Source organism: Plantibacter cousiniae (nom. nud.) (genome assembly GCF_977070315.1).
This window is the reverse complement of sequence record NZ_CDRVEU010000002.1, coordinates 86,869-100,187: the sequence shown is the minus strand read 5'-3', so window position 1 is coordinate 100,187 and position 13,319 is coordinate 86,869. Positions and strand designations below refer to the sequence as shown.

The following is a 13,319-nucleotide window of genomic DNA, read 5'->3' as shown; positions in this document are numbered from 1 at the left end:
CGCAGCCGATCCGGCTGCGCGTTACACCTTACAGTGGCAAGGCGCTGACCACACGCAGGGCCAGCCCTTCGTAGGCGTCCAGGGTGATAGTGAACTCGCCCTGCTCGGTCAAATCGCCTTCGACACGCTCGTTGATGATGTCGACCACCGGACCTGGAGCAATACCGGGCAGTTGCAGCGTTTCGACGATCGTCTCGGCGCTGAAATTGAGCGCAGTGATCTGCGTGCCCTTGCCAGCCGGCAGTTCATGGACCATGACCAGCAGCCCCGGATGCTCGACATCCGGAATCAGAATCTGACGGCTTGCGGCGATGTCATAGGCACGGCGCACAGCAAGAATCTTCTTGAGCTGCGAGGCAAACGAATCAGGTCGCTGAAGCTGACTGACCAGGCTGCCGTAAAGCGTCTTGGGACGCGGCATGTCACCCGCAGAAAACTCGGCTTCGGGGTCCAGATCGACCAGATCGTAGGCGCCACGATGAACCCAGCGCGTGTCGCCATCCTGCATCAGGTGGTCAACCTGCTCGGCCGGCAGCGTCAACGCACCGACGAGGTCCCAGCCCGACAGGGCAAATACGCCCGGCTGCATGGCGTTGTACATCACCAGCAGCAGGTGAATGTGCTGGATCTGCTGAATGTCGGCATCGGTAATGGTGCTCAGGTCACGAATGCCCAGCGCAGCAGTGATGATGCTCGCTGTGGTGCAAGAGACGCCGTTGGTGACGAACTTGAGGTTGTATGGCGCGTGTTCGCCGGACAGCTTCTCGTACATTTCCTCACGGATGTGCTCGCGCAGGATGTTGCCCGGGAACGTCTGGCCCTGGTAATGGAAGGTGTCGTGAGCGTGCAGCGTCCAGAAGTGCACCAGTTCCAGGGTCAGCTCGTCGTGGTTCTGCAGGGCATGGATCAACGATGCCGGATCGATGCCATAGGCATGCACCTGACGCAGCATCAGGCGCAGGAATTCGGTGGTGCCGGTCAGCAGCGCGTGCTGATAGGCCGGCCGGGTAATGAAGTCGTAGGACAGATCCGCGCCACCCTGCCCCATGGAGGCAATGTCATCGATGGTCAGGTTCAGCTCCTGGAAGCTGAAGCCGCCCGCCTTGCGGATCGCACCAGCCAGAAGCTGGTTGCCGGTGATCGACAGCGGATGGCTTTCCGACCAGGCGGTGCCTTCGGCGCGACGTTCGACGCCAAGGAAGCCGTTGGCGTCCAGACGTAACACCCGGGCGCCCATGACATCGATGGCATGCAGCGCGTCACCGATGATCATCTGCTGCGCGGCAAAGCTGGGGTCCAGCCAGTTCAAGGAGGGCTGGCCGTCCTTGAAGTAATGCAGGTAGACCCAGCGGCGGGCCTTGCCGTCGACGCCGTGTACCACGTCGGTGGCGCTCCAGTCGGTTTCCTTGACCCCAGGCTCGAAGAAGATCACCCGTTGCAGCTGGCCGACGATGTAGTGCTTGTCGCGCAGCTGATCCACCACATCGGGCATCAGGTTGACCGCATCGCGGCCGGCTGGCACTTCAGGCAACAGCTGCCAGTCTTCCTCACGGATCTCGACCATGTGGAACAAACCGGGATAATCCTCGTACGCCATCTCGGCCAGGCGGAAGTCTGCGCCCTTGCCGGTGTGCGACGGAATGATGTCATCGATGATCACCGCGTTGTGCGCTGCGGCAATGCGCGACAGGCTCAACAGTTGTGCTTCGGTACCCAGGTCAGGGTCGATGCCGAAACTGATGCGGTCGAAGTTGCCATCGATGCTCGGCGTGCGCTCACGCCCCTTCAGTCCGCCGGAGAGCTTGAGCGGGCCGTTATGAATGCCCTGAATGCCGATTTCCGACAGTGCATGCCACAGCGTTTCATCACCCAGTGCTTCAAGCACCGAGCCACCTTCACGGGTGACGATGGAAGCCGGGTAGGCGGTAAACCAGACCGAGGCGATAGCGGAGGCGTCTCTGGGACGCGCAAGGGCGAAAGGACGCTGCCAGAGCCTGCCCTGCCCCGAATAGGTCTTGGCGCGCTGTCTTGCGGCGTTAAGCATCGATTGCTCGACCAGCCAGTCCACGTATTGCTTGTCCGGTATCGTCATAGCGTTCAGTCTTCCTCTCGAATCGGCGACCTGAGACGCCCCGCATGCGGAGCGTCCTGAATGTATTGCTTACGGATATGAGCCTTGCCGGCCCGATTCGTTGCATTCATGTCGCGGTCAAACGCTCGTTAAGGGCACTGTGACAACGTTTTGCGACACCTCCGTCAATCAGGCCGAGTGTTCGAGGCCGGTGGTTTCTTGAGTGCCTGAACCACGGCATTGGCGGCGTTGGACAACAATGAAGCAGGCCGCGCCACGACGCTGATCTGGCGTCTCACGGTCAGCGGCAGCGGGATAGATTCCAGCTCGCGAAGCCGCCCGCTCAACAGCGCGCTGGGCACAATCGAGATGCAATGGCGCTTGGCGACCAGGTCCAGCAGCGTGTCCAGGCAACTGAGCTCGCCGCGTTGGTTGAGCCGTAGCTGTGCCGATGCCAGTTGCTGGTGCAGGCGCTCCACCCCAGGATGCCGCCAGGCCACATAGCGCGACACCTGCGCAAGTTCGGCGAAACACTGCGCCGCGCCCTGCTTGCTTCGCGCCGCTACCAGTACGTAATGGTCCGACCAGCAATGGTGTTCGAGATAATGCTCGTCCAGCACAGTAGCCGGCAGGATGAGGATATCGGCCACGCCCTTTATCAATGCGTCCAGCGACGGATTCTGTTCGCTGCGGTGCAGCACGTTCAGATGGATATCGGGGTAATGATGGGCGAGAAAGTCCAGCGAGGCACTCAGGCCGGTCTCGCGGATGTGCGAGTGATAATGAATGGTGACGCTACCACTGACCCCATTTTTTTTAGTTGTTCGAGCGTGGCCATGATATTTCCCAGGGTCTGGCTGATGACCTTGCCTTCAGGGGTGAGCGTGCAGCCTGTGCGGCTGCGAATGAACAGGCGTTTTTCGAAAAAATCTTCGACCTCCTTGATGGCATAGCTGATGTTCGACTGGCTGCAGCCCAGAATGGCGGCGGCCTCCGAGAACGAACCGTGCTGTGCAACGGTTTGAACGACTTTGAAGAAGTGGGTTTTCATGTGTCCTGCACTCTGGTTTTGCAAAGGTGGGTGCGGCCCTGCCGCTGAGCCAAAGGCTCGGGAATACAGGAAACCCCCGCCGAAACACCGATCTGGCCGGGTTATCGGCCATTCGAGTGAATGTCTCAAGCGGGGGTAAAGCGAACGCTGGCTATCGCGTTGAAGCGCTGGCTATGCACATTTCGGGCACATAGCCTCTTCAGGGGTATCCGCAGCTCGACTGGATGACTCAGTCGTTCTCGGTCCAGTCGAAATCCATTTGCAGCGCCGTGCGTTCGGCCAGTTCACGGCTGTGCAGGCGCTCGACCAAGTGCAGGCTCATGTCGATACCGGCAGAAATACCTGCCGATGTCACGAACGAGCCCTCATCGACCCAGCGCAGCGTGCTGAGCACGTCCACCGACGGGAACATTTCCTTGAGGTCGTCGATGTCTTCCCAATGCGTGGTCACTTGCTTGCCGGCCAGCTTGCCGGTCCTGGCCAGCAGGAAGGCGCCGGTGCACACGGCAGCGACCACGCGGCCAGGCTCCGACTGATCGCTGATCCAGTGAATCACGTCGGGTTTTTCCAGTTCGGCGGTCACGACGCCACCCGGAACGATCAGGCAGTCGACGGCCGGATGGTCGTTGATCGAGAAATCCGGATCGACCTTGAGGCCGGCACGGGCACGCACCGGCGCGGTGCTGCGGCCGATGGTGAATACGTTGAACAACTGCCGGTCATCACGGCTGTTGCGAGCGTGCATGCGGGTTGCGGTGGTGAATACTTCATAGGGGCCAGCGAAGTCGAGAACCTCGACGTCGTCATAAACGTAGATACCGATATTGAGTGGCACGAGTTGGCTCCAGGGCCTGCATGGCAGACCACTTGCATCATAGTGAGGGTTAAGCGGGTTTCAGCGGTGACACAGAGCAGATTACTCAGTAGCATCACGCCAAACTACTGGCTGAAATGCCAATATCCGGTAACATCGCGCCATGAAAAATCATCTCGTTGTCGCACTCATTTATAACCAGCTGTGCACCTTCGAATTTGGCTGCACGGTGGAAGTCTTTGCGCTGAAAAGACCCGAGCTGGGCGTCAGTTGGTACGAGTTCGCGACGTTCCCGGTCGACGACGGACCGATCACCGCTGCCGGGGGCATCACTATCGTGCCGACACCCGGCGAGGTGCTGCTGGAAAACGCCGACACCATCATCGTGCCGGGCTGGCGCGGGGTGGAATCCGCGGTTCCGCAATGGCTCATCGAACAGCTCCAGGCGGCTCATGCACGCGGCGCGCGAATCTGCTCGATCTGTACCGGGGCCTTCGTCCTGGCGGCGGCGGGTCTGCTCGACGGGCACAAGGTGACGACCCACTGGCGCTACACCGACCTGCTGGCCACCATGTACCCTGGCCTGACCATTCAGCCCAACGAACTCTATGTGGATCAGGGCAGCATCGTCACCGCGGCAGGCTCGGCCGCCGGGCTGGACATGATGTTGCACCTGGTGCGCAACGATCACGGCTCGCGCGTCGCCAACATGGTCGCGCAGCGCATGGTCATCCCGCCTCATCGCGAAGGCGGACAATCGCAATACGCATCCCGGCAACTGGTATCGGCCAGCGACGGGCCGATTTCCAACCTGATGGACTGGATTCGCAGCGACTTGCAGCGCCCGCATACCATCAAGGAGATGGCCTCCAGGGCGGCGCTCAGTACCCGTACCTTGCACCGCAGCTTCATGGAAAGCACCGGGCTGACGCCTTATGACTGGTTGCTCGGTGAGCGCATTGCCTACGCCAAGGAACTGCTGGAATCGTCGAAATTACGCCTGAACGAAGTGGTGGACCGCGCCGGCTTCGGCTCCGAAGAGTCGTTTCGCCGGCACTTCCGCAATCTGGTGGGCATCAGCCCGAGCAGCTACCGCAAGCAATTCGCCCGGGCCTGACCGCAGGCTCGGGGTAAAGCGCATCGACGATCGCGTCGGCAAATTCGCCCCACGCGCCGGCAACCGCTGTATTGGTCAGGACCACCATGCTCAGCGCAGCATGCGGATCGACCCAGTAATGGCTGCCATACAGGCCGCACCATGACCAGGTCCCTGCGCCCTGCCGCTGCCCGGCGAGCACTGGATCGGTGAGAATCATCGGCCCCAACCCGAACCTCCAGCCGAGTCCGCGGCTGGCGATGCTCGTCTGGCCAATCGCATTGCCCAGCAAGCGTGCGGTACTGGCTTCACTCAATAGCGGCGCGCCGCCGAGACGCAGGCATTCGAGCAGCCGAAGATAGTCATCAGCCGTGCCCAGCATTCCCGCACCGCCCGACTCATACGCACCGGTGTCAAAGACGCGAGCTGCGGACAGCCGCGCCTTGCCGCTGGCGAGCAGCACCTCATCCTCGTCGGCGATACGCTGCGGGCTGCTGAGCCCGTCCTTGTACGCGCTGGCCAGCGGATGTTCCGGCAGGTGCCTGAATGAGGTCGCGTGCATGCGCAACGGTACGGTGACCCATTTATCGATGGCTTCTGACAAATTCAGGCCAGTGGCCTGTTCGACCACTGCACCCAGCACATCAGTGGCCAGCGAATATCCCCAGGCGCTGCCGGGCTCGAACAGCAAGGGTACACGCGCCAAACGCGTCAGGTTTTCCTGCAGGTCGAACGGGACCCGGTCCAGCCCGTCCGACACCCCGGCCCGCTGATAGGCATTCTCGGGCGCCTGCTCAAAGCCGTAGCTCAAACCCGACGTGTGCGACAGCAGGTGCTGCAGCGTGATGGACGGTTCGCGGCCATTGGCCAGATGCGGTCGAAAGGCTGGCAACCAATGAGTCACCGAAGCCTGAAGATCCAACACACCCCGTTCGCAGAGCCGCAACACCGCAACCGAGGTCAACAGCTTGGTCAGTGAGGCCAGGCGAAAACGCGTGTGGCGGGTGATCGGAATCTGCTGCTCGCGATCCGCCCAACCGCGTGCACTGGCGTATTCCAGGCGGCCCTGGCGAGCCAGCAACAGCACCCCGCCGACGATCCGGCCCGGCTCGACGAATCCCCGCCAGACTTGGTCAAGACGCTGTATGCCCGCCTCGTCAGGGCGGCCATGGTTCACTCGCCCCTCACAGCGCGGCTGAAAATCTGCGCGTAGACCTGCGCCGAATGGCGAATCGGGTTGGTGTGCGAGCAGCCATCGACGAAAGCCATCCGCCCGACCCGCTCGGCTTCGCGATCATCGATGCCGATCTCGCTCAGCGTATGTGGAATGCCAATCTGCTCGCGCAGCGTCAGCAGCCAGTCCATCACCCCGGAGAAGCCGGGCGAAGGCAACCGCAGGTAAACCGCCAGATCGTCCATTTGCGTCTGCAGCACCGAACGATTGGCCTCCAGCACATAGGGCAGCAGGATTGCGTTGAGCAAGCCGTGATGCTGATCGTAGAGCGCCCCAAGGCTCTGGGCGATCGCGTGTACGCCGCCCAGACCGCGCTGAAATGCAGCGGCGCCAAGGCTGGAGGCCACCAGCATCTGCTGCCGCGCCTCAAGGTCCTGCCCGTCGGCGACGACACGCGGTAGAAACGCCTTGATCATCTGCATGCCCTTGACCGAAACCGCTTCGGCCATGGGGTGCCAGGCCGGCGAACACCAGGACTCCATGCAGTGGGTCAAGGCATCGGCGCCGGTGGCGGCGGTCAGGTGCCTGGGCAGGTCGAGTGTCAGCGTGGCATCCAGAATCGCGATGCGCGGCATCATGCGAATGTGCAGGATGGTGCGTTTGACCTGCGCCTGTTCATCGGTAATCACTGACGCACGCCCGACTTCAGAGCCGGTCCCGGCCGTCGTCGGCAGCGCAATCACCGGCGCAATGCCAGCCGGATCGGCGCGCAGGTGGTTGTCGTTGATGTCTTCGAAATCCCATAACGGGCGGGTCTGGCCCGACATCAGCGCGACTGCCTTGGCAGCGTCCAGCGCCGAGCCGCCGCCAAACGCAATCACACCGTCGTAGCCACCGGTTCTGTAAGCGTGCAGCCCCTCGGCGACGTTGGTGCCGGTCGGGTTGCCCTTGACCCGGTCAAACAGGCCGCAGTGGCCCAACTGACTGCGGCAGTCCTCTACGGCGCTGGCGATCATGTCGGTGCTGCCCAGAAAGCTGTCGGTGATCAGCAGCGGACGTTGTATGCCGGTCACCCTGCAGGCGTCGGCCAGTTCGTCGACGCGTCCTGCGCCTGCGCGGATGGAAGTCGGGTAGTGCCAGTCGTTGCGATGCATTCAGGTATTCCTTTACAGATGATTTCAGTGGATGAAGCCAACAGGCAGCAAACCGATCAGCAGGCGCAGGCCGAAAGCGATCATGAACAGGCCGGTGACGATGTCGATGGCCTTCTTCATGCGCTGATAGCGCGCCTGTACCGCAGGTATCGAAAACAGCGTGGCGAGCAGCACGAACCAGGAAATCGCCAGTACCGCGATGATCGACACACCCGCAGTGCGCACCCACATCGGCATGCCTGGCGTGGTCACGGTGGTGAACACGCTGGTGTAGAACGCCAGTGCCTTGGGATTGGTCAGGTTAGTCAGCAAGCCGAACCGATAGGCCCGGCTCAGACTGCCAATGCCCAGCGCAGCGATGTCCCTGGGTTTGGGCTGGCTGCCGGCACTGCGCAGGCTTTTGCTGCCGAGCCAGGTGAGGTAGGCACCGCCGAGCAATTGCAGGGTCGGTTGCAGCCATGGCAACTGTTGAAATACCAGCCCCAAACCGGTGGCGGCCAGCAAGGCCCAGAGAATGCTGCCCGAGGCCACGCCCAGCCCGGCACAGATACCCTGCTGCCGCGACTGGCTGAACGAGAGTTGGGTGATCACCAGAAAATTCGGACCGGGGCTGATGATCAGCACGATGAACGCGCCAGCGAGAGCGGTCAGCAACGTGATTTCGTACATGGCAATAATTCCTTTTTAATTAATGGCTTGAATAGCTTTATTCAACTGAAATGTGATGCCACTTGAAGTTGTGTTTGTCAGCGTATCCAGGCAGGACTCGACCGCCCGGCGCGCCTCGATCAGCGCGCGACAGCACGGGTCAGGTGTCGGTATGTAGTGGTTGTAGAACGTGCAGCCTTCCACGGCGGGCCCGAGAACCCATAGCCGCTGCTGCACCTCACCGTCGCGACCGATTGCGCGGCCCGCTGCGTCGGTGTCGATGCCATCGGCAGGCCAGGCATGGGCGGCGCGAATCAGCCCGCGCTCGCGCAGATCGTTGATCAACCCCCGACGACTGCCCGACACGCCGCTGTGGGCAACGCGGGCAGACAGGCAGTTATGCGGCTCCTGCACGTCACTCATCGGCGGCAAGAGCGTCACGACCCCGGCTTCGATCAGCGCCAGCAGGTCCTCATGGCGTTCCTTCTGCGGCCCACCGACCAGACGATTGCTCAGCCCCGCCCATACGCCATAGAACTCCCGCGTCGAGGATTCAGTCAGGCCGTTGCGATCAGCGACCAGACGCAACAGGTCGCGATAATCGCGCCAGACCTCCAGCGCCTGACAGATCGGGCTGTGCGCGGTGCCCAGCCGACTCAGGGCCAGGTCACGTTTGATCCAGTCGACAAACCACGGTCCATACGAGTCTTCGGCGCCAGACCAGGGCTGAGTGCTCAGCCAGTGCTCAGGATCGAATGCACCCCATTGCTCTGCCAGACGGGCAAACACTGCAGATCTGGTGATTGACTCGCGCAGCAGGCGCTGAACAGAGTCCAATCGCCCAGGCGCCTCCATCCGGACCCTGGCCTGATAAAACACGGCACGCATCTCATCCTTGATCAGGGGCAGCACATCGGCGCGAAAGTCGAGCCGCCCGCCTTCCCTCTGCTCGCGCAAACGGGCTATGGCATCGGCCGTAAAAAACAGCCTTGGCAACGGTGCGTGACGGCAGGCATGCCATTGCGGCCTGGCATGAAACGGCAATCCGCTACGCGAATACATCAGCACCCTGGGCTCGCGTCCGGACGGCAGGTAGCGCCAGCCGGCAAAGCCACCATCGCGCACGTAGCGCCCGCCGCGCCCCTCAGTCAGATGGGCCAGCGTGTCCATGGCCGTGAGTCCCAGGCCTTCGATGACCACGCAATCGCCGACGTCCTGCTGCGCGGGGTTTTCAGGTGCGTGTCCGCTGGTGAGGAATACGCCGTCGACGTCCATTACCACGCTGCCGGTGCGCAGCCGGAAACCCGGCGTTTGCGACCTTGGCTGGCCGCTCAGCACCTGCTCGGCGTGGTGACGCACCTGCACATGCGCCGGGCAGCGTTGCAGCAGGAAACGGTAACTGTCCTGCAAATAGCGCCCGAGCAATGCACGCGGCACGAAGTCGCCAAATACCACCGCTCTGCCCTGCCCGTCCAGGCTGACATGACCGCGCGCGTCCAGGCGTACATCCTCACGGCTGCACCATTGCAAAAAGGTCGGGCCTGGCGGTTCGCACGCCGGGAATGCCGAAGAAAACGCTGACAATTGACCAGCCATGGTGTTGAGCATCAGGTAATCCGGCTGCTGCGCAAGGTGCAGCCCGCTGCCCGGCGGCTGCGGATCGAACACCTCGATACGCAGCGGTTGCTGCACGTCTTGGCGACTCATGCCGATCAACTGCTCCAGAATGCTCAACCCGCGTGAGCCCATGCCGATAATGGCGACGGTATGCGTGTGCATGGCCATCACCAGCGCGCCGATTCAAAGAAGAACTGCGGCACCGGCAAAGCGCTGCCCTCGGCCACCGCCTGGCGATACACCCGCTGCCCCACGGCGAGGTCCAGCACGCCGAGCCCGAACGGCGAAAAGATCGAAGCCTTGTCCGGACTCAGCTCCACTTGCCCGGTCATCAGCTGTGCCAGCGTCCCGGTAATGAACGAGCGATGCTGATACTGCTGCACGGCAAGGTCTGGCGAGGTCTGAGCCTTGAGGCAGTGTTCGACGTCATCGAGGATGTTGTTGGCCTGGGCAATGACCTCCGGCCCCAGATCGCGCAACGAGATGTTCAGCACCAGTTGCCCCGCCTGAAACACCGGCTCCAGTACATAAGGGCTTGGCGCGGTAGTGGCGAACACCACCACATCGGCTTGCAGGCACGTCACCAGGTCACTCGGCTCGCTGTGCAGTCCATGGCGACTGGCAGCATGCCCGACCAGCGCCAGCGCCGAGTCATGGTGCTGATCGAAGACGCTGACGGCCTCCATCGTCCAGCCATCGCTGACGAACATGTCGAGGATGGTGCGGGCAATGAAACCGGCACCGATGAACGACATTCGTCCGACATGACGCTGCTGGCGGTTCATCCAGCGCGCCCCAAGCACCGCCGAGGCTGCCGTGCGCATGGCGCTGATGCGCGAGGCTTCCAGACAGGCAAAGGCATAGCCGGTCAGCGGATCGTTGAGGATCAGCACTGCCGAGGCGCGCTGCAGGCCCGTGTCGATATTGCCCGGAAAGCTGGAAATCCATTTGATGCCACTGACCGGCTGCTCGCCCGACAGGCTGGCGGGCAAGGCAATGATGCGATTGGCCGGTGCCTGCGCAAAGCGCAGAAAGTAACTGTCGGGATTGATGGTCTGGCCAGCCTCATGGGCCAGATACGCCGTCTGAACGTCATCGATACAGGCCAGCGGGTCTGCCGCCAGCAGGCGTGCAACCACCTCACCGTCGACCACATGGAAAGCCGACCGCTTCAGCCGCTCGGCGGCCAGCCAGAAGGTTGAACTCTGCTCCCGCGCAAGCGCGCTTGCACCCGAAGGCGCTGCGACTGAACCGCCGTTTTCGCGAGCAAACTCGGTCCCACAAGGAGTTGCGTGCGCGCGCACGACCTTTACACACCCATTCTGTGGGAGCGAGCTTGCTCGCGAAGGCGTTTTCACGCTTCCCGGAGATGTTGCAGTCTCTGATGAGGAAAGATCCGCCAAGGTCATGCTCAGCACTTCATGGCCAAAACGCTGCTCGACCCACTGATCATCGTAAAGAGTATCCAGGTAGCGCTCGCCCCAGTCCGGCGATAACGCCACGACCACTGAACCGGGCTCGATGCGCTCGCGCCAGGCATGCACCGCAGCGATCACCGTTGCGGTGGACCCGCCGACCAGCAGGCCCTTGCTGCGCGCCAGGATTCTGCACATGGCGACGGTACGGGATTCCGGGACCATTTCCAGCGCGTAAATACCATCAGCCTTGAAGATTGGCGGATGCTGGCTGGTGCCCAGTCCCGGTATGAAGCGACGGCTGGCCGGAGTGCCAAAGGTCACCGAACCGACGCTGTCGACGGCAATGATTCTGGTGGTCGGGTGATGCCGCTGAAAATGCTGGACACAGCCCATCAGCGTGCCAGTGGTCCCGGCACCGACGAACACATAATCCACATGGCCGAAATGCTGGCTGATCGAACGCGCTGTGGTTAGCGCATGGGCACGCGGGTTGGCCGCATTCTCGTATTGATTGAGCCAGACATAGCGCGGATCGCTGGCCACTTTTTCACGAATCAGCTCGATGCGCGTCCCGAGAAAGCCGCCGTTGGCGTCCGGGATTTCGACCTGGATGACCTCGGCGCCATAGCTGCGCATGATGCGGATGTTGTGGCTGGAGCTGTTGGGGTCGACCACGCAGGTAAACGGGATGCCCCGTTCAGCACAGATCATCGCCAGCGCCACCCCGAGATTGCCCGATGAGGACTCGATCAGAATCGTGTCCGGGCCCAGCAGCCCTCGCGCCTGAAGGTCATTGATCAACCCCACGGCAGTCTTGAGCTTGATCGAGCCTGCCGGGTTGAGTGATTCCATTTTCAGGAAAAAATCGGCCCCCAGGCCAGTCACCTTGAGGAAGGTCTGATCGTGAACGATTTCGCAAAGAGAGTTGTACATGGGCTTCACTTCCACTGTGCCAGCAAGGGTTCGGCGGCCGGTGCTACAACCTCCTGAAGGGCCGTGGCGATACGCTCGGCGCGCAACGCCATCAGTGAAAACGACTGACTGTCACTGATTCCGTGACTGCGTTCGGAAAGACCGTTGACCCAGATATTCACGTCGCACTCGCCTTGGGTGGCGACCCGATAATCCCGATCGATGAGCAGCCCCCCGTCGACATCGGCCTGCAGCCATGGCTGCAAACCACTTAACAACGGCGGTATCAGGTAGTGCTGATACCCGGTGCCGAGCACCACGGCGTCGACCTCCAGCACCTGAGTGCGCTGGCTGAACGTGTCGGTCAGCTCGACCCGATAGCCCTCGGCGACGGGCTCGATGGCGCTGATCACGCTGTAGGCGTAGGTCTGCAGGCGCTTGCGACCAGCGATGGCGTCTTCGTAGATCAACGAAAACAGCTTCTGGCTTTCGTCCGGATCAATCCCTGCGTAATTGGTCGAGCGGCTCCAGTCGAGAAAACGCTGCCGCGCCGCGGGGTCCAGGCTATGGAAATAATCGACGTGATCCGGAGCGAATACCCGGTTGGGGAACTGGCCCAACTGGGTGAGTTTGAAACCAGCCGAGCGATGCACTGAATGCACCTCGATGTTGGGGTCGCGGCTGATCAGTTCCAGCACCGATTCACTGGCGCTCTGCCCCGAACCGAGCACCAGCCAGCGCTTGGGCAACTGCTCGCCAAAGGCTTGCAGGCGGCTCAGAAACTGCGACGTGTGAAACAGCGTCGGGCCGATCAGCGCCTCGAACGCGTGCGGAATACGCGGCGCACTGCCGCTGGACAGCACGACATTGCGCGTCGTGAAGCTGGTATCCGGCGTGCATACGCGTAGTTCATGCAGGCGTCCGTGACGCAGCACCGGGTCAATGCCTGTGACCGGCGTGTTGAAGCAGGTCTGGCTGTCCACCTGCGCGGCGACCCAGGCCAGATAATCCGACCATTCATGGCGACTGGCCGGGCGGCCCAGCAGGCCGAAATCGAACATTCGCCCGTGTTCCTTGAGGTACATGGCGAACGAGAAGCGGCTGCGTGGATTACGCGGGGTCACCAGATCGCGAAATACGTGATGGTTGATGTCCGTTCCGGCCAGCAGCAGTTCGCGATGCCATTGGCTGTCCTGCGCGGCCTCCAGATAGCGAACGGACAGCGCGCCCAGCGGGTCATTGGCCTCCCGCGCATCGGCAAACGCGCAGGCCAGCGCGATACCGGCCGGACCGAAGCCGATACAGACGGCGTCCGAATGCAAGGTGTGTGGTGTCGAGTTACCCATGAAGTTCCTGTCCTTAGA

11 protein-coding genes are annotated in these 13,319 nt (G+C 62.0%); 1 reads left to right on the top strand and 10 read right to left on the bottom strand.

Features of this window, described 5'->3' with window-relative positions; genetic code table 11:
* Positions 1 to 28 precede the first annotated feature (28 nt).
* From treS to ACW55A_RS04130, 4 genes are all read right to left on the bottom strand, one after another.
* Entirely contained in the window at positions 29 to 2,092 is a 2,064-nt protein-coding gene (treS, locus tag ACW55A_RS04145; RefSeq protein ID WP_058396881.1) for a maltose alpha-D-glucosyltransferase, read from the bottom strand.
* Positions 2,093 to 2,256: 164 nt separating this feature from the next.
* Positions 2,257 to 2,826, bottom strand: a complete 570-nt coding sequence (locus tag ACW55A_RS04140; protein WP_455808845.1) for a substrate-binding domain-containing protein — start codon at positions 2,824 to 2,826, stop codon at positions 2,257 to 2,259.
* Positions 2,823 to 3,122, bottom strand: coding sequence for a LysR family transcriptional regulator (locus ACW55A_RS04135; protein ID WP_003370783.1), 300 nt, complete (start codon positions 3,120 to 3,122; stop codon positions 2,823 to 2,825). Before ACW55A_RS04135 ends, ACW55A_RS04140 begins: the two co-directional genes overlap by 4 nt.
* A gap of 229 nt (positions 3,123 to 3,351) precedes the next feature.
* Positions 3,352 to 3,957, bottom strand: coding sequence for a DJ-1/PfpI family protein (locus ACW55A_RS04130; protein ID WP_003435425.1), 606 nt, complete (start codon positions 3,955 to 3,957; stop codon positions 3,352 to 3,354).
* Positions 3,958 to 4,099: 142 nt separating this feature from the next.
* Here ACW55A_RS04130 and ftrA point away from each other — a divergent pair, with 142 nt between their 5' ends.
* Entirely contained in the window at positions 4,100 to 5,053 is a 954-nt protein-coding gene (gene ftrA, locus ACW55A_RS04125) for a transcriptional regulator FtrA (protein WP_455808804.1), read from the top strand.
* On the opposite strand, the gene ACW55A_RS04120 is transcribed toward ftrA, so the two are convergent.
* From ACW55A_RS04120 to ACW55A_RS04095, 6 genes are read right to left on the bottom strand one after another with little or no spacing between them, the layout of a single operon-like run.
* Positions 5,013 to 6,209: a serine hydrolase domain-containing protein gene (locus ACW55A_RS04120; RefSeq protein ID WP_498810773.1), complete on the bottom strand. Its 1,197-nt coding sequence runs from the start codon at positions 6,207 to 6,209 to the stop codon at positions 5,013 to 5,015. The two genes, ftrA and ACW55A_RS04120, sit on opposite strands and share 41 nt — an antisense overlap.
* Positions 6,206 to 7,360, bottom strand: a complete 1,155-nt coding sequence (locus tag ACW55A_RS04115) for an iron-containing alcohol dehydrogenase (RefSeq protein ID WP_455808806.1) — start codon at positions 7,358 to 7,360, stop codon at positions 6,206 to 6,208. The genes ACW55A_RS04120 and ACW55A_RS04115 overlap by 4 nt, the downstream gene beginning before the upstream one ends.
* Positions 7,361 to 7,384: 24 nt before the next feature.
* Complete coding sequence (locus ACW55A_RS04110; RefSeq protein ID WP_003370769.1) at positions 7,385 to 8,029, bottom strand: LysE family transporter; 645 nt, start codon at positions 8,027 to 8,029, stop codon at positions 7,385 to 7,387.
* A gap of 15 nt (positions 8,030 to 8,044) precedes the next feature.
* Positions 8,045 to 9,787 (bottom strand): FAD/NAD(P)-binding protein, encoded by a 1,743-nt coding sequence (locus tag ACW55A_RS04105; protein WP_498810774.1) that lies wholly within the window; start codon positions 9,785 to 9,787, stop codon positions 8,045 to 8,047.
* A gap of 5 nt (positions 9,788 to 9,792) precedes the next feature.
* On the bottom strand, positions 9,793 to 11,976 hold the full coding sequence (gene sbnB / locus ACW55A_RS04100; protein WP_455808809.1) for a 2,3-diaminopropionate biosynthesis protein SbnB: 2,184 nt from the start codon (positions 11,974 to 11,976) through the stop codon (positions 9,793 to 9,795).
* Between the two features lie 5 nt (positions 11,977 to 11,981).
* The gene (locus tag ACW55A_RS04095; RefSeq protein ID WP_455808810.1) at positions 11,982 to 13,301 is read right to left on the bottom strand and encodes a lysine N(6)-hydroxylase/L-ornithine N(5)-oxygenase family protein; all 1,320 of its coding nucleotides are present in this window, start codon (positions 13,299 to 13,301) and stop codon (positions 11,982 to 11,984) included.
* Positions 13,302 to 13,319 lie beyond the last annotated feature (18 nt).